The 24,170-nt window shown below is 65.4% G+C and carries 21 protein-coding genes; 8 read left to right on the top strand and 13 right to left on the bottom strand.

Features of this window, described 5'->3' with window-relative positions:
• Positions 1-1,058, top strand: a 1,058-nt coding sequence (locus FYC77_RS13510) for a TrmB family transcriptional regulator (RefSeq protein WP_149082028.1), incomplete at its 5' end; no start/stop codon positions are given.
• A gap of 154 nt (positions 1,059-1,212) precedes the next feature.
• Positions 1,213-1,866, top strand: coding sequence for a bifunctional 4-hydroxy-2-oxoglutarate aldolase/2-dehydro-3-deoxy-phosphogluconate aldolase (locus tag FYC77_RS13515; protein ID WP_149082029.1), 654 nt, complete (start codon positions 1,213-1,215; stop codon positions 1,864-1,866).
• Between the two features lie 167 nt (positions 1,867-2,033).
• On the opposite strand, the gene aroA is transcribed toward FYC77_RS13515, so the two are convergent.
• The 3 genes from aroA to FYC77_RS13530 all read right to left on the bottom strand — a co-directional run bounded on the left by aroA (position 2,034) and on the right by FYC77_RS13530 (position 5,064).
• Positions 2,034-3,323 carry a 3-phosphoshikimate 1-carboxyvinyltransferase gene (gene aroA, locus FYC77_RS13520; protein WP_149082030.1) on the bottom strand — a complete coding sequence of 430 codons (1,290 nt, stop codon included), beginning with the start codon at positions 3,321-3,323 and terminating at the stop codon, positions 2,034-2,036.
• A gap of 138 nt (positions 3,324-3,461) precedes the next feature.
• Entirely contained in the window at positions 3,462-3,851 is a 390-nt protein-coding gene (locus FYC77_RS13525) for a hypothetical protein (RefSeq protein WP_394349023.1), read from the bottom strand.
• A 64-nt stretch (positions 3,852-3,915) separates the two neighbouring features.
• On the bottom strand, positions 3,916-5,064 hold the full coding sequence (locus FYC77_RS13530; protein ID WP_149082032.1) for a LolA family protein: 1,149 nt from the start codon (positions 5,062-5,064) through the stop codon (positions 3,916-3,918).
• A gap of 155 nt (positions 5,065-5,219) precedes the next feature.
• Between FYC77_RS13530 and FYC77_RS13535 the strand changes: the two genes are divergently transcribed.
• The 4 genes from FYC77_RS13535 to FYC77_RS21185 all read left to right on the top strand — a co-directional run bounded on the left by FYC77_RS13535 (position 5,220) and on the right by FYC77_RS21185 (position 7,458).
• Positions 5,220-6,407 (top strand): M24 family metallopeptidase, encoded by a 1,188-nt coding sequence (locus FYC77_RS13535; RefSeq protein ID WP_149082033.1) that lies wholly within the window; start codon positions 5,220-5,222, stop codon positions 6,405-6,407.
• Between the two features lie 132 nt (positions 6,408-6,539).
• Positions 6,540-6,815, top strand: coding sequence for a hypothetical protein (locus FYC77_RS13540; RefSeq protein WP_149082034.1), 276 nt, complete (start codon positions 6,540-6,542; stop codon positions 6,813-6,815).
• Entirely contained in the window at positions 6,812-7,243 is a 432-nt protein-coding gene (locus tag FYC77_RS13545) for a type II toxin-antitoxin system VapC family toxin (protein WP_149082035.1), read from the top strand. Before FYC77_RS13540 ends, FYC77_RS13545 begins: the two co-directional genes overlap by 4 nt.
• Positions 7,244-7,344: 101 nt before the next feature.
• Positions 7,345-7,458, top strand: coding sequence for a DUF7577 domain-containing protein (locus FYC77_RS21185; protein WP_449406748.1), 114 nt, complete (start codon positions 7,345-7,347; stop codon positions 7,456-7,458).
• A 60-nt stretch (positions 7,459-7,518) separates the two neighbouring features.
• Here FYC77_RS21185 and carB read toward each other — a convergent pair whose 3' ends face one another.
• A complete protein-coding gene (carB, locus tag FYC77_RS13550) occupies positions 7,519-10,704 on the bottom strand; it encodes a carbamoyl-phosphate synthase large subunit (RefSeq protein WP_149082036.1) in 3,186 nt (1,061 codons plus the stop codon).
• Positions 10,705-10,892: 188 nt separating this feature from the next.
• Between carB and FYC77_RS13555 the strand changes: the two genes are divergently transcribed.
• Entirely contained in the window at positions 10,893-13,607 is a 2,715-nt protein-coding gene (locus FYC77_RS13555) for a PAS domain S-box protein (protein ID WP_238386949.1), read from the top strand.
• 145 nt (positions 13,608-13,752) lie between these two features.
• On the opposite strand, the gene FYC77_RS13560 is transcribed toward FYC77_RS13555, so the two are convergent.
• Entirely contained in the window at positions 13,753-13,956 is a 204-nt protein-coding gene (locus FYC77_RS13560) for a VNG_1110C family protein (protein WP_149082037.1), read from the bottom strand.
• A 149-nt stretch (positions 13,957-14,105) separates the two neighbouring features.
• On the opposite strand from FYC77_RS13560, the gene FYC77_RS13565 reads away from it, so the two are divergent.
• Complete coding sequence (locus FYC77_RS13565; RefSeq protein ID WP_149082038.1) at positions 14,106-15,215, top strand: OBG GTPase family GTP-binding protein; 1,110 nt, start codon at positions 14,106-14,108, stop codon at positions 15,213-15,215.
• 190 nt (positions 15,216-15,405) lie between these two features.
• On the opposite strand, the gene FYC77_RS13570 is transcribed toward FYC77_RS13565, so the two are convergent.
• The 8 genes from FYC77_RS13570 to FYC77_RS13605 form a co-directional block, all read right to left on the bottom strand.
• Positions 15,406-15,927 (bottom strand): hypothetical protein, encoded by a 522-nt coding sequence (locus FYC77_RS13570; protein ID WP_149082039.1) that lies wholly within the window; start codon positions 15,925-15,927, stop codon positions 15,406-15,408.
• Between the two features lie 132 nt (positions 15,928-16,059).
• Complete coding sequence (locus FYC77_RS13575) at positions 16,060-17,382, bottom strand: ABC transporter ATP-binding protein (RefSeq protein WP_149082040.1); 1,323 nt, start codon at positions 17,380-17,382, stop codon at positions 16,060-16,062.
• A complete protein-coding gene (locus FYC77_RS13580) occupies positions 17,372-18,469 on the bottom strand; it encodes an ABC transporter ATP-binding protein (RefSeq protein WP_149082041.1) in 1,098 nt (365 codons plus the stop codon). Before FYC77_RS13580 ends, FYC77_RS13575 begins: the two co-directional genes overlap by 11 nt.
• Positions 18,469-19,608 carry an ABC transporter permease gene (locus FYC77_RS13585; protein WP_149082042.1) on the bottom strand — a complete coding sequence of 380 codons (1,140 nt, stop codon included), beginning with the start codon at positions 19,606-19,608 and terminating at the stop codon, positions 18,469-18,471. The genes FYC77_RS13580 and FYC77_RS13585 overlap by 1 nt, the downstream gene beginning before the upstream one ends.
• Complete coding sequence (locus FYC77_RS13590) at positions 19,605-20,558, bottom strand: ABC transporter permease (protein ID WP_149082043.1); 954 nt, start codon at positions 20,556-20,558, stop codon at positions 19,605-19,607. Before FYC77_RS13590 ends, FYC77_RS13585 begins: the two co-directional genes overlap by 4 nt.
• A gap of 249 nt (positions 20,559-20,807) precedes the next feature.
• Positions 20,808-22,427, bottom strand: a complete 1,620-nt coding sequence (locus tag FYC77_RS13595; protein ID WP_149082044.1) for an ABC transporter substrate-binding protein — start codon at positions 22,425-22,427, stop codon at positions 20,808-20,810.
• A 284-nt stretch (positions 22,428-22,711) separates the two neighbouring features.
• A complete protein-coding gene (hpt, locus tag FYC77_RS13600) occupies positions 22,712-23,281 on the bottom strand; it encodes a hypoxanthine/guanine phosphoribosyltransferase (RefSeq protein ID WP_149082045.1) in 570 nt (189 codons plus the stop codon).
• A gap of 152 nt (positions 23,282-23,433) precedes the next feature.
• The gene (locus FYC77_RS13605; protein ID WP_394349022.1) at positions 23,434-24,066 is read right to left on the bottom strand and encodes a DUF7344 domain-containing protein; all 633 of its coding nucleotides are present in this window, start codon (positions 24,064-24,066) and stop codon (positions 23,434-23,436) included.
• Between the last annotated feature and the right edge of the window lie 104 nt (positions 24,067-24,170).

Genomic DNA, 24,170 nt, shown 5'->3' on the forward strand with positions numbered 1-24,170 from the left:
ATGACAACGGGCTCACGGCGCTTCTCGAGCGGTTCGGGCTCTCCGAGAAGGAGATCGACACGTATCTGGCGATCCTCGACCACGGCGAGTCGAAAGCGAGTTCGATCGCCGACGCCGCAGACGTCTCGAAACGGTACGTCTACAGTATCAGCGAGGAACTCGAGGAGCGCGGGCTGGTCGCCGTCGACGACCACACGGTTCCGACGGTGATCCGTCCCGTCGACCCCGAGACGGTCGTCGACCGGCTGACGCGTGACGTCCAGGAGATGGAGCCGGAGATTCGATCCCGGTACTCGACGCCCGAACGCTCGAGCGAGCAGTTCGAGGTGATCAAATCCCGCCAGACGGTCGTAAAACGAATCGAAACGTTGCTCGCTGGCGCCGACGAGGAGGTGACGCTCTCGCTTCCGGCGAACGTACTCCCGAGGATCCGATCGACGCTCGAGGAGACCGTCAAACGGGACGTGCTCGTTCTCCTGTTGCTGGGGGGGACGGAAGGCGAGGGGCTGGACATCGCTTCGCTCGCGGGAACCGCGAGCACGGTCCGGACCTGGGACGCGCTCGTGCCGACGATGTTGACGGTCGACCAGCAACACGGACTGCTCGCGCCCAGCCAGATGCTCACCAACTCCGGAAGCGATACGCGCGCGATCTCGCTCACTCAGCCCCAACTTGCGCCCGTGCTCGCGGGGTCGTTCCTGGCGAACTACTGGCCGACGGCCGAGGAACGCTACGTGACGACGCCGAGTGAGCTCCCCCGGACCGTCGAGGGCTTTCGAAACGCGGTCTTCCAGCTCGCGTTACACCGGGCAACGGATACCCGGATCGAGGCCGAGGTCACCGGCTCGTCCGTCGGCGACCGCGAGTTGCCCGCGACGCTTACGGGCGAGGTCGTCGACGTCCGCCAGAGCCTCGTCCGGCCCGCGACCTCGACGCTCCCGATCGAGAACGCGTTCGAACTGGCCGTCGACGGGGACCGCTACACCGTTGGCGGTACCGGTGCGTTCCTCGAGGACTTCGAGGCCGAGACTGTGACGATCCGTCGACTCGAGGAGTAGCCCGATTTTTCCTCGCTCGTGAGTAACGGTTTTGACCTGGGGTAGCGAATCGACGAATCGTGATGAGACGATCAGTATCTGGGAACCGAGAGTCGGTTCCGAACGACCGGGTAGTGGCGAACGTGGGATCGCGGGCGGGAGCGGAGGGAGACGAATGACCAGAGCGCGCGAGGTTTCGGAGCGGATCGTCGAGAGCGGCGTGCTCGCGGTACTTCGGGGAATCGACGAGGACCAGATCGTGCCGGTCGCGCGGGCGATCCACGACGCGGGCGTCGGCGCCCTCGAGGTGACGGCGGACGGCACCCGCGCGGCAGAGCAGATCGCCGCGGTCGACCGTGAACTGGCCGATACCGACGCCGTCGTGGGGGCGGGAACGGTGCTCGACGCACCGACCGCTGCGTCGGTGATCGACGCGGGCGCTGAGTTCGTCGTCGCGCCGGATACGAACGTCGAGGTCATCAGGACGTGCAACCGACACGGCGTTCTCTCCGCGCCCGGCGTCATGACGCCGACGGAGGCCGTCACGGCGATGGAAGCCGGTGCGGACATTCTCAAGATGTTTCCCGCGAAGACCGTCGGCCCGGCTCACATCGGCGCGCTCCAGGGTCCACTCGGCGACGTCGACGTCATCCCGACCGGCGGCGTCTCGCCCGATAACGTCGCGGACTACTTCGATGCGGGTGCGATCGCCGTCGGCGCGGGAAGCGCGATCGTCGACTACGACGCGATCACGGACGGCGACATGGATCTGGTGAGAGAGACTGCCGCCTCCTTCGTCGACGCCGTCGACGACGCCCGATCGGTGTAACCTCGTCCGCGCCGGCCGCCATCTTCTCGTACCCGTTCTCCCGAGTGGCGAAATTCTCGGTCCTCGAGTTCCACGGCTGGCACACCGAAGCGAATCGGAAAATCACTGTACGATCGGCGGTGTCCCCTCTGAATCGCACCGCCGGTCGCCGCTCGCGTTCGTGGGCGTTACGATCGATCCAGGCTCACACCGAGGCCCTCGAGCGCGTCGAAGAAGCCGGGGAAGGAGACGTCGACGTGTTCGGCCCCTGCGATCGTCGTCTCGCCGTCCGCGACCAGGCCCGCAAGCGCGAGCGCCATGACGATCCGGTGATCGCCGCGGCCGTCGACGGACGCCCCCTCGAGGTCGGATTCGCTTCCGTGGACCGTCAGTGAATCGTGTTCTTCGGTCGTCTCGACGCCGAGTTTCCCGAGTTCGTCGGCCATCGCGCTCACCCGGTCGGTCTCCTTGTAGCGGACGTGTTCGGCGTCGACGATTCGGGTGTCACCCTCCGCGACCGCACCCAGGGTGGCGATCGTCGGCAGCAGATCCGGCGTATCCTCGACGGAGACGGAGACGCCCTCGAGCGAGTCGGCGGAGACGTCGATCGTCCCCGCTTTGCGGTCCCAGTCGACGCTCGCACCCATCCGGTCGACGATCTCGACGATCGCGCTGTCGCCCTGCGCGCTCGGGTGGGCACCCTCGATGCGGACGCCCCCCTCACCCGCGATCGCCCCCGCGGCGAGCGGGTAGGAGATCGACGAGAAGTCGCCGGGAACGGCGTACTCGCCGCCCGCGGGGTCGTAGCGCTGGCCGCCGTCGACGGCGAACCCGTCGTCGGTTCGGCGGACGTCGACGCCGAACGCCGAGAGCAACTCGATTGTGATTTCGACGTATGGAGCGGACTTGAGTTCCGTCTCGAGGGAGATCTCGATCCCGTCGTCGGTGACGGCACCCGCCATCAGCAGGGCCGTCACGTACTGTGAGGAGACGTCGCCGGGGATCGACACCGACGTTCCGGAGATGGGGCCGGTGACGACCAGCGGTGCCTGGCCGTTTCCACGGGTGCTCTCGGCCTCGCCACCGAGGTCGGCGATCGCCTCGAGAAGCGGCCCCTGGGGACGGGATCGAAGCGACTCGTCGCCGGTGAGCACCGAGGTGCCGTCGGCGAGGGCGGCCGTCGCCGTGACGAGTCGCATCGTCGTCCCGCTGTTCTCACAGTCGATGACGTCCGCCGGAACCGCTGGCGTGCCGTCGAATCCCTCGATCTCGAGCGTGCCCGCTTCGTCTCGGTTCACGTCGCCGCCGAACAGTTCCACGGCGCGGGCGGTCGCCCGGGTGTCCGCGCTCCAGAGTGCGTCGCTGATCGTCGCCCGGTCGGCGTAGCCGGCGGCGAGAATCGCCCGGTGGGTGTAACTCTTCGACGGCGGTGCCCGAACCGTTCCCTCGACGCTCGAGGGCAAGATCGTGACGTTCATGATCGGTCTGTGGGGTGGATTCCCTATACCGATACCGATCGTCCGTTCGAAAACACCGGCTCCGATTCGACTCGCCGTCCTGTGTCGTCGCGACCCCACCCGACCGACAGTCGACAACGTCGTATCCCTCGAGAACTGCTACGCGCTCCGTTCTCTCTCGAGTCGCCGACAGCCGACCACCAGCGAGTCAGGGAGCTTGGTAGCCGAGTCGTACATCGCCTCGAAGATGGCCGCAGCCTCCTCGAAGCGCGGCCCACGAAATACGACGAACGGGTCGGACTCCCACTCGACGAACCCCATATCCGACAGCATCGGAAGATGCGTATGGCGCAACTCGCTTCGAAGACGGACCGGGTCAGCCGGACGGTTCGGGTTCGTTGCCGCCTCCGGTAACGACGCCGGCTCATCCTCGGGGTAGTCCATCACCGATACGACGATCTGCCGACGTGGTTCGGCCGAGACGGCCTTGAACACCTCGTCCCACCGTTCGACGGCTCGGATGCCGTCACCTGATCGTGTCATGACTATACATACCAAACGTATCCGTGCCGATAAAACATTATCTATAGAAATACGAAATATCAATATATTATCAAGGGCACCCGATCGAGGAAGCGATATCGAGCACCGCGACGTCGCCCGCCGGGCTCGAAACCTCGTAGTTCGTCCCGTTGCAGGCCCAGAAGACGCTCTCGATTCGACCGTCACGTCGGTAGGCCGTGTGCCCGTCGAACTCGATCTCCTCCAGGGCGTCCGGGTCGAAGCGCTGGTGGTCGCGACAGGCGACGTACAGCTCGCGAGTGCGTCCGTCGGTTGTGACGTACCAGAACGTCGTCGTCGTTCCCGCGTCGGCTCCCTTGTCGACCACCGTGATCCGATCGAGGTCGTACGGCTCCGGGATCTCGGGGTCGGGAAGATCGTACGGCGTAACGGCGTCTGCTTCCGGGGGCGAGTCGAAGATGCCCTCCGGCTCGAGACCGGTCGTGACGAGGTCGGCCTCGGCTGGCGGCGTGAACGTAAACGTCCCTGGCTCGAGACCCTCGTCGATCGTGAGATCCTCGTACGTGACCGTCAGGCGGTGAAACAGCGTCCCGTCGCCGTCGTGAACCGCGTCGCGTTCCCTGATGGGGTAACGGTGCTCGTCGTCGATCCAGATCGTCCGCGACACCGCCGCATCTTCGAGCTCGTCGTCGGTCGCCTCGAGAGGAATCGCGTACACCGTCTCGCCGACCAGGAGTTCGATCGATCGCCCGAGGTCCGCCGACGTGGGCGTCGCCTCGATCCGGTGGGCGTCCCGGCCATCGACCGTTTCCGATCCGTCGTAGGCGAGGTCGTACTCCGCGAGAAGCGCCTCGAGTGCGAGTCGCGTCCCGTCGGCGACGACGCGATTGGGGTGGTGGCGTTCGCGAACGTCGCCGACGGCAGGATCGTACGTCCAGGTCACCGCACGGCTCCTGACGATCGTCGTCCCCGGCGGGGTCGCGGGGTCGTCCGACTCGAGGACCTCCATCCGTCGCTCACCCGGTGGGCGACGCCGAATTCGTTCGACTCGAGTCGACGTGTCGTCCGGCGTTTCCGCGGTCAGCGTTCGACGCGCCGCCAGGTCGACCAGATCGGTTCGCGTCTCGACCGCGTCCTTGAGGAGATCCTCCCCGGAGGGGTCGTCGCCGGCACCGGGAACCGTGACGCAGCCGGCGAGCCCGATCCCCGCGGTTGCGGTCAGAAACCGTCGTCGACGCATGCACGACAGTTCGGAAACGTTCGATAAACCGATTGTCTTTCGGACCACTCTCTCGGCTCGGAGGCGGCGCCGATTCCTGGCTCGTTCTGCCGTCGACTATCGCCTCGAGAGCCGACAGCGAACCGTATATGTGGCCGTCGACCGGAACACGGTGCATGGACGTGGAAGCCGACCTCTCGGCACTCCAAGAGTATCTCGAGGTCGAGGGCATCGACGGCTACTGTATCGACGACGACGCGACGGATTCGGACCAGCGGTACGTCTCCGGTTTTACCGCGCCCGATCCGTACCAGACGGTCGTCACCGGAGACGGCGTTCACCTGCTCGTTTCGGGACTCGAGTACGGCCGGGCGGACGCGGACGCGAACGCCGACTCCGTCACCCGTCGCGCCGCCTACGACTACCAGAACTTGGCCGCCGAGTACGGACGGTACGGCGCGAAGATTCGAGCACTCGAGGCGTTTCTCGCCGACCACGACGTCGAGTCGGTCGCGGTCCCGCGAAACTTTCCGACGGGAACCGCCGACGGCCTCCGGGAGCGCGGGCTCACCGTGACGGTCGAACCGGACGGAATCGTCGAGGGGATTCGCGCGACGAAAACGGAGTGGGAGATCGACCGGATCGCGACGACCCAGCGGGCGAACGAGGCCGCGATGGCGACTGCGGAGGAGTTGATCGCCGAGGCCGACGTCGACGACGGCGTGCTCGTCCACGACGGCGACCCCCTCACGAGCGAGCGCGTCAAAGAGGAGATCGAGATCACCCTCCTCCGGCACGGCTGTGGGCTCGACGAGACCATCGTCGCCTGCGGTGCCGACGGGGCCGACCCCCACGACCGGGGCAGCGGCCCGCTCCGTGCTGACGAACTGATCGTGATCGACATCTTCCCCCGCGACAAGGAGTCGGGCTACTTCGGCGACCTCACGCGGACGTTCGCCCGCGGCGATCCCGACGAGGAGGCCCAACGGCGCTACGAGGTGACCGAGCGAGCGTTCGAGGCCGCCCTCGAGACCGTCGAGGCGGGCGTCACGGGTGCGGCGGTCCACGACGCGGCCTGTGACGTCATCGAGGAAGCGGGCTACGAGACGCTACGGAGCGATCCGAGCACCGAAACCGGATTCATCCACAGCACGGGCCACGGCGTCGGACTCGACATCCACGAGGAGCCGAGCGTCTCCCCCGCCGGCGGCGAACTCGAGGCGGGCCACGTGATCACGATCGAACCCGGAATCTACGACCCCGCCGTCGGCGGCGTCCGCATCGAGGATCTCGTGGTCGTCACCGCCGAGGGCTACGACAACCTGACCGACTACCCGGTGGCACTCGAGCCGGTTTCCGAATAGAAACCTGTTGTGTGTCGCTGAAATATGCTGTGTGCTGTCGAGAGTAACTGACGTATCGTCCCTGTCCATCACCGGTGTAGCATTGTGACTTCCGTAGAAATGTTTACCAGGTTTCGATGATAACTATTCTGTATGGCTACGGCTGTGAAAGTCGACGAAGACGCGAAATCTAGACTCGAGGAGTTACAGGCGGAGATCCGTCTCCAAACCGGATCGAAGGTTACTCAACAGGAACTTCTCACACGGCTCATCGACGACGCCTACGAGTCACGCGACGACGTCATCGACTCGTTTCGGGAATCAACGGTTCCGCTTTCGGAAGACGAGAAGAAGACGATGCGACGGGGCCGAATCAGTTCCGGCGTCGAAACCGACGAATCAGACATTGACGACGTCCTGTACGGATGACGGTACTCGTCGATACGGGCGTTCTTTACGCGGACCACGACACCGATGCAGCCCGCCACAATAGTGCCAGCGAGGCGCTTGATGCCGTCTACGATGGCCGGTTCGGCCTCCCGTACGTAAGCGACTACATCTACGACGAAGCGATTACGCTTACCCTGAAACGTGGTGGTTCGTTTGTGGCAGCCAAACGGCTCGGGGAACGACTCCGGGGTGCAGACCCGTACCCACAGACGTACGAACTGATCCACGTCTCGGCCGCAGCGTTTTCCGATTCGATCGATATTTTCGAACAGTACGACGATCAGTCGCTAAGTTTCACGGATGCGACGACTATCGCGTTGTCCAACCGCCACGATATCGATTACGTAATGAGTTTCGACGACGACTTCGATGGAACCGTCCCTCGGCTGGATCCTGCAGACGTTTGAGCTACCCACCCGTAAACGGATGTGAATAATTGCCGTACTTCTCTAGTGCTTGCAGCCGTCTGCCCGAGCACTATCCGGTTTCGAGGTGTCCCGAGAACCGTATGCAATCGTCTCCGAGCGGTCGGGCGGTCCGATGTCGCGCCTGCGGAACCGAAAACGAATCCTGCTACACCTACTGTCGTCACTGCCTCAAAACGTTACCGACGCACACGTGATCGACTGGATCGAGAGCGGTACCCGTTCGACGCCCGCGCTCGCCGCGTCGGCGGAACCCGTTACTCGCCCCAGTTTTCGACGCGGTGGGGGCGATCCGTCACCGCGGCCACCTCGAGTTCACCGTCGAACGAATCGAGCGCTTCGACGTAGGCCTCGGCGCTGGCCACCGTCGAGAGGTAGGGGATCTCCTCTTCGACGGCCATCTCGAGGGAGTCGCGGTCGCGGCTGACGACGAAGTCGACCTCGCCCTCGCGGATCGCTTGCGGGACATCATCGAACGCCTCGACGTCGAAGTGGTCCTCGAAGCCGTCGACGTCTAAGTCGACGACTGCGGTTCCCTCGCTGACGGCGTTGCCGGCGGCCTGCTGAGCCTTCCAGTAGGCGGTGCCGAACTCGCTTGCGGTGCCCATCACTTCACCGGTCGATTTCATCTCCGGGCCGAGACGCGGGTCCGATCCCGGCAGGCGGTCAAAGGGCAGGACGACCTCTTTGATCGAGGTGTGTTCGGGGATCTGCTCGGCGACCCCGAGGCTCTCGAGGGTCTCGCCGGCCATCACCTTCGCGGCGATCTTGGCGATCGGGACGCCCGTGGCCTTCGAGACGTACGGAACGGTACGCGACGAGCGGGGGTTCGCCTCCAAGACGTACACCTTGCTCTCCTCGTCCTCGCCGACGCCGGTGACGGCGAGTTGGACGTTCATCAGTCCCTTCGTCTTCAGCGCCTTGGCGATGTCCTCGGTGACCTCGCGGACGCGCCCGAGGGTGTCCTCGTCGAGCGAGCCCGGCGGGATCATACACGCCGAGTCGCCGGAGTGGACGCCCGCGGTCTCGATGTGCTCCATGATGCCGCCGATGAGCACCGAGCGGCCGTCGGCGACGGCGTCGACGTCGAGTTCGACCGCGTCCTCGAGGAAGTCGTCGACGAGGATCGGGTTGCCGGGGCTGACGCGGACGGCCTCCTCGATGTAGGTCTCGAGTTCCTCGTCGTCGTAGACGACGTCCATGGCGCGACCGCCGAGGACGTACGACGGCCGGACGAGCACGGGGTAGCCGATCTCGTGGGCGAGTTCCAGCGCTTCTTCCTTCGAGACGGCCGTTCCGCCCTCGGGCTGGGCGATCTCGAGTTCGTCCATCAGGGCGTTAAAGCGGTCGCGGTCCTCCGCGAGATCGATCGCCTCGACGGCGGTGCCCATGACCTCACAGTCGAGGCCGCGACGCTCGATCTCGTCCTGGAGGGGTTCGGCGATGTTGACCGAGGTCTGGCCGCCGAACTGGACCATCACGCCGTCGGCGTCGGCCGCCTCCGCGACGTCGGCGACCTCCTCTGCCGTGATGGGCTCGAAGAACAGCCCGTCGGAGGTGTCGTAGTCCGTCGAGACCGTCTCGGGGTTGTTGTTGACGACGTGGGCGTCGATACCCTGTTCGCGCAGCGCCTGGACTGCGTGGACCGAACAGTAGTCGAACTCGACGCCCTGCCCGATGCGGATCGGGCCGCCGCCGACGACGATCACGCTCTCGACGTCGCGGTCGACCTCGAGTTCGCCGGCCGCGGCGTCGCCGATCAGGGGGCCGGACTCGAACTCGTTTTTGCGCGCGGAGTAGTAGTATGGCGTCTCGGCTTCGAACTCGCCGGCACAGGTGTCGACCTGTTTGTAGGTGCGCCCGGGGACCTCGCTCTCGACGGTGTCGATGTCGGCCCCGGCAGCCGAGGCGATCGTGGCGTTCGTGTGGCCGGCGATCGCGGCCTCGGTGAAGTCACCCTCCTGTGCGGCGAGCGTCGAGTCGGCGATGCGCTTGTAGCGCTCGGTGTACCACTCGAAGATGCCCGTCAGTTCGACGACCTCCTCGGTGGTGTAGCCGCGCTCGAAGGCCTCGAACATCGCGTACGGACGATCCGGCGACGGACGCTCGAGGTAGCGCTCCTCGAGTTCCTCGTCGCTCACGTCGTCCCAGTCGACGTCGGGTTCGTACTCCGACGATCGGAGGGCCTTGAGCAGGCTCTCCTCGAACGTGCGGCCGATGGCCATCGCCTCGCCGGTCGACTTCATCGCCGTGGTGAGTTCGAAGTCGACGTCGTCGAACTTGTCCTTGGGCCAGCGCGGCACCTTGGTAACCACGTAGTCGATCGCGGGCTCGAAGGCGGCCGTGGTCTCGCCCGTAATCTCGTTCTCGATCTCGTGGAGGCGCTTGCCGAGGGCGACCTTCGCGGTGACGCGGGCGATCGGGTAGCCGGTCGCCTTGGAGGCGAGCGCGGAAGAACGAGAGACGCGGGGGTTGACCTCCACCACTCTGTATTCGCCGCCGGGGGTGCCGTCGTCGCGCCAGGCGAACTGGATGTTACAGCCGCCCTGAATGCCGAGTTCACGGATGACGTCGAGTGCGGCGGTACGCATCTCCTGGTGGCCCTCGTCCGGGACGATCTGGGAGGGCGTGACGACCGTTGACTCCCCGGTGTGGATGCCCATCGGGTCGATGTTCTCCATGTTACAGATGATGATACAGGAGTCGTCGGCGTCGCGCATCACCTCGTACTCGTACTCGACCCAGCCCGCGATGGACTCCGTAATGAGAACCTCGCTGTTACGGGAGAGGCGAAGCCCCTTACGGACGCGGGCGAGCAGTTCGTCGAAGTCGTCGACGACGCCCGAACCCGATCCGCCGAGGGTGTAGGTGGTGCGGGCGATCACCGGCAGACCGCCGACCTCGTCGACGGCCGCTTGGACGCGCTCGTGGAGGTCCTCCTCGGTGAGCTCCGAGACTTCCTCGCCCTCCTCGAGTGAGATGGTCGTCGAGCCGGGGACCGGCTGGCCGATCTTCTCCATGCGCTGGCGGAACAGATCGCGGTCCTCGGTGGCGTAGATGGTGTCCAGCGGCGTTCCCATAATTTCGACGTCGTACTCCTCTAAGACGCCCTCCTCGGCGAGTTCGGCGGTGACGTTCAGCCCGGTCTGACCGCCGAGACCGGCGATGACGCCGTCGGGGTTTTCCTCGGCGATAATCTCGGCGATGGCGTCGGTCGTGATCGGCTCGATGTAGACTCGATCTGCCATCTCCGGGTCGGTCATGATCGTCGCGGGATTCGAGTTCACGAGGACGACCTCCGCACCCTCCTCCTGCAGTGCGCGACAGGCCTGTGCCCCCGAGTAGTCGAACTCGGCTGCCTGCCCGATCTGGATCGGACCACTCCCGATTAGCAGTATCGTGCGCCCGTCCCCCGTCTCCGTTCCGTCGGTGTCCGTACTCATTGGTCTTGTTCGTCCGGAGTTCGTACATCGTAATAAGCCCCACGAAACAATACGATTCTCGAAATCACTTTTCGAAATTCGAATTTTGTCGCGTTCGGTCGTGGTGCCGACCCGTTCTCCCGTTCTCGGCCGACTCGGGGGGCCGAACGTCTTATAAGAAATCCGACCGTCTATCTACCAACGACGTGATGGGTGGATTCGGCACCGGTCGTTCACAGCGACAGTTTTCCGTTCTCGTCGTCGACCCTGACTCGAGCGAACGGTCCACGATCGAACGGAGACTCGAGGATCACGCGGCGATCGGGGCCGTCGACGCCGTTGCGACCGTCGACGACGCCCGCGACGCGATAGCCGACGCTCCCGGCACGGGATACGACTGCATCGTGACCGAGCACGGCGAAGGCGACACGCCGGCGATGCTCGAATGCGAACGGGACACGACGCCGGTCGTCGTCCACACCGACGGAGACGAACGAATCGCCGCCGACGTCATCGCGGCCGGCGCGGCCGGGTACGCGCCGAAAGACTGTACGAACCGACTCGAGGTCCTCGTCGACCAGATCGTCGCGGCCACGACGAACGACCACGAACGGGACGCGCTCGAGGCCGTCCACGAGGTCTCCCTCGAGTTACTCTCGTGTGAGACCGTCGAGGAGGTCTACCGGCTCGCGACCGACGCGACAGAACGGCTTCTCGACGCCGAGTTCGCCGCGCTGTTCGTCGACGCCGAGAACACGAGGTCCTCCGGTAACGACGACCTCGAGGTGGTGTCGACGAGCGACCCGGACGACTCCTGGCCCGTCGCACGCGAAACGCACGAACGACTCGCAGAACGCGTCTACGGCTCCGACGAGGCCGAGCGAATCGAGACGGTTTCGTTTCTCGAAGACCGACCCGACTCGGCGAACCGATCGATCGTCAGCGCCCCGGTCGGTTCCGTCGGCGCCGTCCAGGCCGTCTCGAGGGCCACCGTTCCGTTCACCGACGGCGACGTCGCGGTGCTCGACTGTCTCGGCACACACGTCGGGTCGGCGATCGATCGGATCCGCTCGCGACGGGCGCTCGAGGAAGAACGGGATCGGTTCCGCACCCTGTTCGATACCGTTCCGGACGCCGTCGTCCTCGTTGGATTCGAGTCGAACCGAATCCTCGACGTCAACCACACCTTCGAGAAGACGTTCGGCTACGACCGGTCGGCTCTCGTCGACGAATCGATCGACGATCTGCTCGTCCCCGCGGACGGCGAACCGATCGCGATCTACGACGACGTCGGCCTGGGAACCGTCGTCTCGGCCGAAGTCGAACGGATCGCCGCCGACGGTCACCGGGAGTTTCTCTTTCGAGGGTTCGCAATCGAGGTCGGCGACGACGTCCACGAGTGTGCCATCTACACCGACATTACCGAGCGAAAGCGCCGAGAGCGAGAGCTCGAGCGCTACCGAACGCTGGTCGAGACGGTCGGCGATCCGATGTACGTCCTCGACGCCGAGGGTCGAATCGAGATGATCAACGACGCGATGGCAGCCTCACTCGGCGACACTTGGGAAACGATCGTCGGCTCGCACGTCAGCGAGTACGTTCCCACCGAGGACGTCGAACGGGCGACAACCCTCCTTACGGAGCTGGTCGCGGACGACGACAGACAGTGGGATTCCGTCGAGATGGCGGTCGAACCGGCAAACGCCGACCCCTACCTCGCCGAGGACAACCTCGCCCCGTTGATCGACGAGGACGGATCGTTCGCCGGCAGCGTCGGCGTGATCAGGGACATCAGCGAACGGAAAGGCCGCGAACGACGGATTCGGCAACTCCACGACGGAACGCGTCGACTGATGGCCGCGGCGGGCAGCGACGAGGTCGCGAAAGTCGCCATCGAGATCGCCGAGGACGCTCTCGGTCTCCGACTCACCGGGATTCATCTCTTCGACGAGGACGCCGGCGGACTCGCGCCGGTTGCAACGACCGAGGGAGTGGCCGAACTGCTGGGCTCGGTGCCGACGATCGAACCCGGTGGCGGGATCGCCTGGGACGCCTACGAGGCCGGCGAACCGATCGCCCACGGCGATGTCAAGCACGATCCGAACGTCCGAAACCCGGAGACGCCGATCCGGAGCGAGGTGTACGTTCCCCTCGGCGAACACGGCGTGTTCATCGTTAGCTCGACCGAACCCAACGAGTTCGACACCGAAGGGTTGGCGCTCGCGAAGATCCTCGCCGCAAACGTCGAGGCGGCCTTAGACCGCGCAAAGCGAGAGACCGAACTCGCGGAGCGAAGCCACGAACTCGAGCGCCAGAACGAACGCCTCGAGCAGTTCGCCGAAACCGTCGCCCACGACCTTCGAAATCCGTTGACGCTGGCGTCCGGTCACCTCGAGGCGATCGACGGCGTTCCCGACGAGAGCACACACGTAGACGAGATCGAGTGGGCGCTCGGTCGGATGGACGACCTCATCGAGAACGTCCTCCAACTCGCCAGAAGCGGGGCCCGACTCGCCGAGACGGAGGCGATCGACCTCGAGACCACTGTCCACCGCGCCCAGCGGTCGGTCGACGCGGACCTCGAGGTCGTTTGCGAAGAGCCGTTGCCGACGGTCGACGCCGACGAGGACCGGCTCACCGTTCTCTTCGAGAACGCGTTTCGAAACGCACGCGAACACGTCGGCGAGGAGGTGACGATCACGGTCTCGGCGACCGAGAACGGCTTCGCAGTCGCCGACGACGGCCCCGGCATTCCAGCCGAGGAGCGCGACCTGGTGGTCGAATCCGGCTACAGCACGGTTCCCGACGGTACCGGGTTCGGGCTGGCGATCGTCGCGGAGGTCGTCGACGCTCACGGCTGGGAGATCGCCCTCGGCGAGAGCGACTCCGGCGGACTGCGACTGGACGTCTCGACCGGCGGCTGAGACGGATTGCTGTAACATGTACCGGCGTAGCGCGATCCGTGAGGCGGTTGCGCCGAAACTGACTGACAGTAAACCGTACGAATGAGACTCAGCAAACCGTATGAGACGAACTTCCGGCGGCGCGTGTCTGCGTTAGGACGTACGCTCAGCGCACGTTAACGCCCCGCCGCGAGAGGAACTCGCTTGCGGCTTTGATCTCGACGGGGCTTCCGATGATCCGATAAAACTCCTCGTTCTCCCGAAAGACGGTGACGGTAAACTCGCTGTCGAGGTCGCACTCGAGACTTTCGAGGGTCTCGCGTCTGAGGACGATCTGGGTACTATCGCGGAGCCGCGTCGATTCAGGCATCCTACAAAACACGGTTCAGTCCCTCATGATTTATGGGTGTCGAACCCCGTTTGCATTGGTAATGGTTCGGACGCCCCGACGGTCTCCGTGACGTTCGATCGCGGTCGCATGGAAAGTGTTTTTCCGCGCCGCCGGCTGGATACAGACAAATGGGGCTCAAGGAGGAGATCGATGCAATCGAAGAAGAGATCGCCAACACGCCCTACAACAAGTCGACGGAGGCCCACATCGGTCGGCTGAAGTCGAAACTCGCGGAGAAAAAGGAGAAACTCGAGAACCAGAGCTCCGCCGGCGGCGGCACCGGCTACTCCGTCGAGAAACACGGCGACGCGACGGTCGCGCTGGTTGGCTTTCCGAGCGTCGGGAAGTCCTCGCTTTTGAACTCACTGACCAACGCCGAAAGCGAGACGGGGTCCTACGAGTTCACGACGCTCGACGTCAATCCCGGGATGCTCAAACACCGCGGCGCGAACATCCAGATGCTCGACGTTCCGGGGCTCATCGAGGGTGCCGCGTCGGGCCGAGGTGACGGCCAGCAGGTGCTCGCGGTCGTCCGAAACGCCGATCTCATCGTCTTCGTGCTCTCGGTGTTCGAGATCGACCAGTACGACCGCCTCCAAGAGGAGCTCTACGACATCAACATCCGCGTCGACAGAGAGCCCCCGCGGGTGACCGTCCGCCCGAAGATCAAAGACGGCATCAAGATCACCTCGAGCACCGAACAGGAGTTAGACGAGGGGACGATCTCCGACGTCCTGCGCGACCAGGGATACGTCAACGCCGACCTGAACCTCCAGGAGAACGTCACAATCGACCGGCTGATCGACGGGCTGATGGACAACCGCGAGTACATCCCGTCGATCACCTGCGTCAACAAAGTCGACCTGATCGATCCCGAGTACAAGGAGACGGTCGACGAACAGCTCCGAGAGCGCGATCTCGACCCCGAGGAGGTGACGTTCATCAGCGCCGAAGTCGAGCGAGGGCTCGATGCGCTCAAGGATCGTATCTGGGAGAACCTGGGGCTCATCCGCGTCTACATGAACAAGCCGGGTCGCGGGATCGACTGGGACGAGCCGCTAGTCATCGAGCAGGGGTCCACCGTCGGCGAGGCGATCGAAAAACTCGGCGGCGAGATGGAAGAACGGTTCCGATTCGCCCGCGTGACGGGGCCGAGTGCAACCCACGACGAACAGCAGGTCGGTACCGACCACGTTCTCGAGGACGAGGACGTCCTCAAGCTAATTCTACGCCGGTAGGGACTTTATCGAGCCGTACCGGTTCGGTCGGAGTCACGAGCGTTCCTCGCTTAGACGGTGAGCAGCCGGTTCGGCCTCCGCGACGGACGACCACGAGGCGTCCCTGATACGGTTTACTGTAAGTCGTTACCGCCGAAACCGCGACCCGTCTGCGGTTTCGCCGGTAAATTGTTACAGCAATCCGTATGAGTCACCGGATTTCGATCGTCGTCCGGTCCGTCAGTCCGCGGTCCGCCGCGTCGTCGCGGGTAACCCCCGCCTCGATGGTGTAGGTGCCGGGACCGACCGTCTCCCACTCACCGTCGTCGATTTTGAGCCGCTGGGGCCACCGTCGGTGGAACCGCTTGCGCTCGCCGCGGGCGAACGAGAACGTCGAGGGGCGCTCGGGGACGCCTCGAGGGATCGTCGAGGCCGCGTCGTGGCCGTCGACCGCCCAGCGCCAGACGTTCGGCGAGTCGGTCCGCAGACGGATCGGAACCGGGAGCGGGTTGCGGAACTCGACGGCGATCTCGACTCCGTCGCCGGGCGCGTAGCGGTCGCGGTCGGTCGAGACAGTCACCGAAATTGCCCGCGTCCGCATCGCTGTCGGGACGAACGCGTGGCTGAACGCCGCCCAGTCGACCGTCCGCGACCCTGACTCGTCCGCAGCGTTGGGGACGAACGGGTCGTCTTCCGAGCGCTCGAGCGCACGAGAGTCGTAGATCCGGCGCACCGAAACGGCGGTTCGCAGGCCGGGCTGAAATGGCCTCCGGTCTCCCGTCTCGTGGGGTCTGCCGTCGGTCAGTTCCGGCGCACTCGCGGCCCGAACGGCGGGTGTGCCGGGAGGTCGGCACAGCAATCCGCCTCACTCGCGGGTGGCCCGATCGTAAAACCGGTGGCAGGCGATTCGGTGGCGAGCGTCGCCGGAATCGTCGACCACCTGGGGATCCGGTCGGTCCGTTTCACACGGCGACTCGAACGTCCGACTGAGACGCGACCGCGCTCGCTCGGCGTCGCCAGCCGCGAGCGCCTCGAGTGCTTCAGTGAGCGCCGCCTCCGCGTCCTCGTCGGTCAGCGTCCGCGGAATCCCGTAGGCGTCTTTGATCGCGCCGGCCGTGAAGGTCGAGTCGGCGTCGATCGCCGTGGCGTTTGTCGCGCCAGCCGGCGGCCAGCGAAGCGCCTCGCGGGGATCGCCGCCGTCGGCGACGGCATCCGCGAGGTCGAGGCGCAAGTCCATCACGCCGCGAAACACTTCGCACTCGAGGTCGTACGCCGAAGGCGGGATCACCTTCGGACAGCGGGTGTGGAACTGACAGCCCGACGGCGGATCGATCGCCGACGGCACGTCTCCTTCGAGGACGATCCGGTCGCCCTCCCAGCACGGGTCCGGTTCGGGGATCGCCGACAACAACGCCTCGGTGTAGGGGTGGGAGTCGCCCTCGAACAGCTGTGTCGGTGAGCCACGCTCGACGATCCGACCGAGGTACATCACCGCGATGCGGTCGGCGACGTGTTCGACGACGGAGAGGTCGTGGCTGACGAACAGATACGAGAGGCCGAACTCCGCCTGGAGCTCCGAAAGCAGGTTGAGAATTCGCGCCTGGACGGAGACGTCGAGCGCCGTGACGGGTTCGTCGCAGACGAGAACCTCCGGTTCGACGGCGAGTGCACGTGCGATGGCGATCCGCTGGCACTGGCCGCCCGAGAACTCACGTGGGTAGCGGTTCGCGGCCGAGGGCTCGAGGCCGACCGTCTCGAGCAGGTCGGCGATCCGATCGTCGCGTCGATCCGGCGGGACGATATCGTGAACCGCGAGCGGTTCGCCGACGATGTCGCCGACCGGAAGCTGTGGGTTGAGGCTCGCGAGCGGATTCTGAAAGACGTACTGGACGTTCGTCCGCAGCTCCCGTCGCTCGCGCCGATCGAGCGTCGCGAGGTCTCGACCCCGGTAGACGACCGAGCCCGCGGACGGCTCGTCGAGGCCGACGAGGAGCCGCCCGAGCGTCGTCTTCCCACAGCCACTCTCACCGACGAGTCCCAGCGTCTCGCCCTCCGCGATCTCGAGGTCGACGCCGTCGACCGCGCGGATCGTCTCGCCGCGTCCGAGCAGCCGCTCGAGGAGCCCGTCACTCGTCGTAAACCGTTTCTCGAGGCCCTCGGCCCGGAGCAGCGGGTCGTCACCGGTCATCGTGGCCCCTCCCGGAACTTCCGCCGGGTGACGTCCCGCGGGTAGCGTCCGGCGAATCGTCGACGACCCGAACCGCGTAGCCGAGTCCGTCCTCGAGATCGCCGGTGTGTTCGTGGCAGGCGGCGACGTGATCCTGGCGGGTCGCATCCGCAGCGGTTCCGGTCTCGGTCTCGACGAGATCCGGTTCGCTGGTCGCACACACCTCCTCGGCGTACGGACAGCGCGGGTGAAACCGACAGCCGGTCGGCGGCTGAATCGGGTTGGGCGGGCCGCCGGGGAGCGACGGGAGCCGCTCTCGATCCGCCCCGATTCGTGGAATCGAGGCCAACAGTCCGGCGGTGTATGGGTGGGCGGGATCGTAGAACAGCTCCTCGACCGGAGCGCGTTCGACCGCGCGGCCGCCGTACATCACCAACACGCGGTCACAACACTCCGCGACGACCCCGAGGTCGTGGGTCACGAGCTGAATCGCCGTCTCGAACGACGATGCGAGTTCCTCGAGCAACTCGAGCAGTTGGGCCTGGATCGTCACGTCGAGTCCGGTCGTCGGCTCGTCGAGGATCAACAGGTCCGGCTCACACGACAGCCCGACGGCGACGAGGACGCGTTGGGCGATTCCGCCGGAGAGTTCGTGTGGGTAATCGCTGTATCGCGACTGGGCGTCGGCGATCCCGACGCGCTCTAAGAGGGCGATCGCCCGCTCGCGGGCCTCGCGCCCGGACGCGACCTCGTGGGCGCGCATCGTCTCCACGATCTGCTCGCCGACAGTGTAGACCGGATCGAGCGCCGCTTGGGAGTCCTGGAAGACGATCGCGACGTCGTTTCCACGGAGCCGTCGGAGTTCCTCGCGGGGGAGTTCGAGGACGTTTCGACCACGAAACCGGACCTCGCCGTCGACGATCTCGCCGGGGCGACCGACGAGGTCCAGAAGCGAGAGGCTGGCGACGCTCTTTCCAGCGCCGCTCTCGCCGACGATGGCGAACGTCTCGCCGGCCTCGATCTCGTAGCTGAGACCGTCGACCGCACGAACGACGCCGTCTTCCGTGTAAAACTGAACCGTCAGGTTCTCGACCTCGAGCAGCGCCATCACCGACCCCTCCGTTCGCGTCCGTCTCGCGAGCCGAGCGCGTCGGTGAGTCCGTCTCCGACGAGGTTGATCGCCAGCACGAACAGGAAGATCGCCGCGCCGGGGAAGACCGTGACGTGCCAGTTTCCACGGAGCAGCGCCGACCGGCCCTGGGCGAGCATCGCCCCCCACTCGGCGGTTCCCGGCTCGAGACCGAGACCGAGGAAGCCAAGCGCCGCGGCCGCGGTGACGACCGAGCCGACGTTGAGCGTCGCCTGGACGATCACCGGCGCGACGGCGTTGGGGACGACGTGGCGCGCGAGTATCGTCCGATGGGGCGTGCCGAGCGCCCTCGAGGCGGCGACGTAGTCGGTCTCGACGATCGAGAGCACCTCGCCGCGAAGCAGCCGAGCGTAGGTGAGCCAGCCGGTGACGACGAGCGCGAAGACGACGTTCCAGTACCCCTGCCCCACGATCGCGACGATGGCGATCGCGAGGACGAGAAACGGGAACGCGTACAGCATATCCACGATCCGCATGATCGCCTCGTCGAGCCAGCCGCCGACGTAGCCCGCGATCGCGCCGAGTGGGATGCCGACACACAGCGCGAGGGCGACGGCCAGCGCACCGATGCTCAGGCTGTACCGCCCGCCGACGAGGACCCGGGAGAACAGGTCCCGACCCGCCCAGTCGGTCCCGAAGGGATGGGCCAGCGAGGGGCCGGCGTTCGGCGGCCCGACGGACAGCTCGTTCGGATCGTACGGCGCGAGTGAGAACGGCTGGAGCGTGATCGTATACCCCATCGTGGAGAACTCGACGGGACGGGCGACGATCGCGACCGCCGACAGGACCGCGACGATCGCGAGCCCGAACAGCGCCGTCCGGTTCGACCGAAACCGACGCCAGCTCTCCTCGAGCCGGCTCCGACTGTGGACGGTTCGCGCGCTGGTACCGTCTCGAGGCGTCAGCGTCGACCGACCGGTGGACGCCGAGGTGGCCGACGGCCTGGTGTTCGCCGCGGCCATCTGGCGATCGGACGCGTCCCGGTGGTCCCCGGGCCGGTCGGCGTCGGTCCGATCACCGTCTGCTCGGTCAGACGACAGGTGCTCCTCGAGGCCGTCGATTCTGATGCGCCCTCGTCGTGTCGTTTGCTCGTTCATCGGTCGTGTCGAATTCGTGGGTCGATGATCGCGTAGGCGACGTCGACGAGCAGGTTCGCCGCGACCGTCGCGACCGCGATGAGCAACACGCTCGCCTGGACGACCGAAACGTCCCGCCGGCCGATCGATTCGACGAGCAACTGTCCCATCCCGGGCCAGGAGAAGACGTGCTCGACGACCACCGCGCCGTCGACGAGAAACGCGATCTGGAGGCCCGCAACCGTCACGACCGCCGTCGAGGCGTTTCGGAGAACGTGTTTCAGGATCACCGTCCGCTCGCGAAGCCCCCTGGCTCGAGCGGCCCGGACGTACTCCCGGTCGAGTTCGCGACGCATCGACGAGCGCATCAGTCGGGTGACGATGGCGGCCAGTGCAGTCGCGAGCGTGACGGTCGGCAAGATCACGAACCACGCCATCTCGAGGCTCACGAGCGGTGCGTCGGGCGGGGTAACTCGAACCCAGCCGAGGTGGACCGCGAAGACGAACAGGAGGACGAGTCCGAGCCAGAAGTTCGGCGTGGCGATACCGACGAGCGCGGCGATTCGACTGGCCTCGTCCGCCGGTTGCCCCTGTTTGATCGCGGCGAGGATCCCGAGTGGAACGCCGATCGCGAGCGACAGTGTCCACGAGGCGACGCCCAGTGCGACCGTGTGCGGGAGGCGACTCGCGACGGTCTCGCCGACGTCGCGGCCGGTGATCGGCGACTCGCCGAACTCGAAGGTGACGACGTCACCGAGCCACAGCAGGTACTGCTGCCAGAGCGGGCGATCGAGGTTGTACTCGGCCCGAAGTGCGGCCCGAGTTTCCGGATCGACGTGGTCGAAGCCGACGAGCACGTCGACCGGGTCCCCCGGCGTGAGATAGACGAACGAAAACGTGATCGCCGTCGCACCGAGCAGTACCGGGACGGCCGTCAGCGCGCGTCTGAGTGTGTATCGGATGATCGACATAGCGCAGAGTTCGGAAGACGATCGCGTCGGCGTTGCGAGCTTCGGACCGGGACGACGGACCGCGACCTTCGCCGGCCCGAACCGATGCGGGCGGTCGTCCGGTCGTTGTGTCGAGTTTCGGGGCCAACCGCAGACTGTCGCGGTCGCGCCGAAACCCAGTACAGCGTTCCGTCTCGGTCCGATCAGCAACCAGTACGAAAGTCCATCACTTAACGGTACCTGAGAGGTCGTCCTCGGAAGCGACGAGCGCTATCGATCGGGATCGAGGCTGTCGACGGCGAACTCCTCGAGAAGCGGCGGAATCGGCGTGTACGCGACGGCACCCACTCCAGCGTAGACGTCTTCGACAATCGTCTCGCGGGGAATCAACCGGTCGATGCCGCGGCGAACGTCGGCGTTCGTAAACGGCTCGAGGTATGCCGGGTAGACGAGAAAGTCGATCGCTCCGGCGGCGGATCGCTCGACGCAGTACGCCGATTGGGTCTCGAGGTCGGTGACGTCCGCCGCTGAAATCTGGGTCGCCAGATCGAGCTCTCCGGCCTCGATCGCGGCGCGTCTGGACGCCGGGTCGGGGACGATCCGCATGGTGATCGTCTCGACCGGTGGGCGCTCGGGGACGGATTCGTCGCCGTCGAACCAGTGGCCGTCGAACCGGCGGAGTCGCCAGTACTCGCCGTCAGCGTACTCGTCGAACCGGTACGGACCGGTTCCGGTGGGCTCCTCGCTCAGATCGAGCGCCCCCTCGCTCGCAGCCAGCGGAACGATCGGGACGCCGACGCTCACCTCGAACGGGCCGTACTCCCGTTCGAGGTGAATCTCGAGTTCCGTCTCGTCGATGACGACAGTGTCCTCGTACCAGTCGTAGACGTCCGTTTCCCGGGGAGTCCCCGCGTAGCGCTCGAACGTCGCGCGGACGTGGTCGGCGGTGAGCGTTTCACCGTTGTGAAACGCGACGTCTCCTCTGAGTTCGAACCGATACGTCGTCGGATCGAGTTGCTCCCAGTCGGTCGCGAGCGAGGGCCGTACCGCCCCCTCGAAGTCCACCGCGAGCAGCCCCTCGTAGATCGGCGTCGTCGCCATGTTCGAGGTCGTGTCGTTCATCCGTACCGGATCCGGGTTCGAGACCGTCGCGGGGAGGTCGACGACGAGCTCCGCACCGTCCTCCGACTCGAGAAACTCTCGGCCGTACGGTGTGTACACCGCATCGTACTCGCTGCCGGGTAACGGGTACTGACGCCAGTCGTCGATGGCGTCACACCGGTAGATCGCCGTCTCCTCGCCGGATCGAACGATCGATATCGGCACCTGTCTCGCGAGTCGTTCCTGCAGTTCTCGGTAGATGTCGGCTCGTCGCTCCGGGTCGCTCTCGGCGAGGCCGGAATCGATCAGTTCGTCGGTCCGATCGTCGGTGTAGTGATTGAAGTTGAAGCCGTTTGGCGACCGGCGGTCCGAGTGAAAGAGCGAGTTGACGTACGTGTGAGGATCCCAGCCACCGCTGATGTCGAGGGTCACGAGCGCGTTCTCCGCGTTGTCTGCCATATTCAGACACAACTGCTCGTAGCTCCCCCACTCGAGTTGTTCGAAGTCGACGTCGAACAGCCCCGTCTCGTTCAGTTCGTGTTGGACGAGTTGCGCCCAGCGGCTCCGCTCGCCGTTCTCCGCGTTCGCGTAGATCGTCGTCTCGAACGGCGCGTCAACTCCTGTCGCCTCGAACCCGCGCTGGATCAGCTCTGTCGGGCCACTCTCCGAAATCCGGTCGTCACGTTCGGCGGTGATACACCCCGACAGCCCGATCGTCCCCACCGCACCGAGTCCACGTAGAATCGTTCGTCGTCCAACCCGTTCGTCGAACCCCTTCCGACAGCCCATATCTCATCGGTTGAGACGCAGCGGGCATATGGGTTGTGACCCAACACCAATCACCCGGCCGCGCTGACATCCTTTCGAGGAGACGGTCGCCTCGAGACTCGTTCTCGCTGGCGATCGCATGCGGATTGGCCGTCGCCGGAGAGGGCTGTCTCCGACCGGCTGTGAGGAGATATCGACGGAACTGGCACAGACCGTCTCAGACGGTTTACTGTACGTCGGTGCCGCCGCTCCCGGGACTCGTTCTCCGGAAGTGTCGGGACACAGGTGCAGCAATCCGTTCCGTCTCAGCTGTCGCCGTCCTCGTCGACGATCACGACCTCGCCGTCGACGACGTCGACGTTGATCAGCGTCTTGACGTTGTAGCCCGCGTCGTCGACTTTGTTCTCGCCACCGACTTTCTTGATGACTGCCACCGTGTCGACGACTTCGGCACCGATCTCCTCGAGGGCCTCGAGCACCGACGCGAGCGTGCCACCGGTCGAGAGCACGTCGTCGAGAACGAGCACGCGCTCGCCCTCGCGGACGTCGTTGATGTACATCTCGTTCTCCGAGTAGCCCGTCTGCTGGGCGATGGCGACCTCTCCCTCGAGGCCGTACTCGCGTTTGCGGATGACCGTAAGCGGGATGTCGGTCATCAGCGAGACCGCAGTCGAGATGTGGATCCCCATCGCCGCCGGCGTGACGATCCGGTCGACCTCCTCGAGTCTCGCCTTGCGGATGATCCGGATGACGATCTCGCGCAACAGCGTCGGATCCAGCTTCGGGACGCCGTCGCTGATCGGGTGGACGAAGTAGTGGTAACCGTTTTTCTCGATGATTGGGGCCTCGAGAAGCGATCGCTTCAACTGATCCATGTCGTGGGTCGGTGGGTATCGGAGTAAAATGTGACGATCCGATCGCACCGCGGGCGCGATCGGTCCATGCTGGTCGGAGCTGGTGTACGGAGCGACCGGCGAAATCACAGGTTTCCCGTGATTTCACCGACAACGAGTCACGACGGCCTCGATCACTCGTCGCTACCGAAGCTGAGTTCCGGCGGCTGGTCGCCGTGGCCCAGGCGCATGTTCCGTTCGTGATAGAGGTGTGCGGCCGCCGTCGCGGTGATCGTGATCGAGATGATCGCTGTCCACGTCAGATCGGACAGCACCGTCAGCGGATAGATCTCGAGCCAGAGCGCGGCGACCAGCGCACACCCGATCGCACCGAGTGAGAGATACAACTCCCGCCAGGCGAACTCGTGGCCGGGGACGATCTCGAGGTAGATGCTGATGTCACCGGTCCGGTCGGTTCCCGCGATGATCCCCTCGTCGGAGTCGAACGTCAGAATGCCGGCCTCGTCCATCTTCGGGAGATGCGTCTGCTGGAGCGTCGTGTACACCCGCTTTCGCTGTTCGGGCGTGACGCCCTCGAGTGTCGTCTCGTACTCCCAGGCGGCAACCTGCTGGGCGAGGTCGCCGAGTTCGACCGGACGGTCGTCCTGTTTCAGGTAGTGGAGCACGTACCGCCGACGCTGGTTGCGCAGGACCTCGAAAACCTCGCCTTTCGATAAGTCCTCGGGTTCCTCGATTCCGGTGTCGCGGTCGTCATCGTCGGCGGCTTCGGCCGTGTTACGGGCCTCATTGTGGTGTTGTTGGGCCACTACAGCTCACCTCCCTCGGACGTCCCACACTCGATTCCATATCCGTTCGTACACCCATTATTTCCTGGCAGGAACGCCACCTATATAATTCTCCTGACCCCTCT

Origin of the sequence: Natrialba swarupiae (assembly GCF_008245225.1) — an archaeon.
GTDB classification, from domain to species: Archaea; Halobacteriota; Halobacteria; order Halobacteriales; family Natrialbaceae; genus Natrarchaeobius; species Natrarchaeobius swarupiae.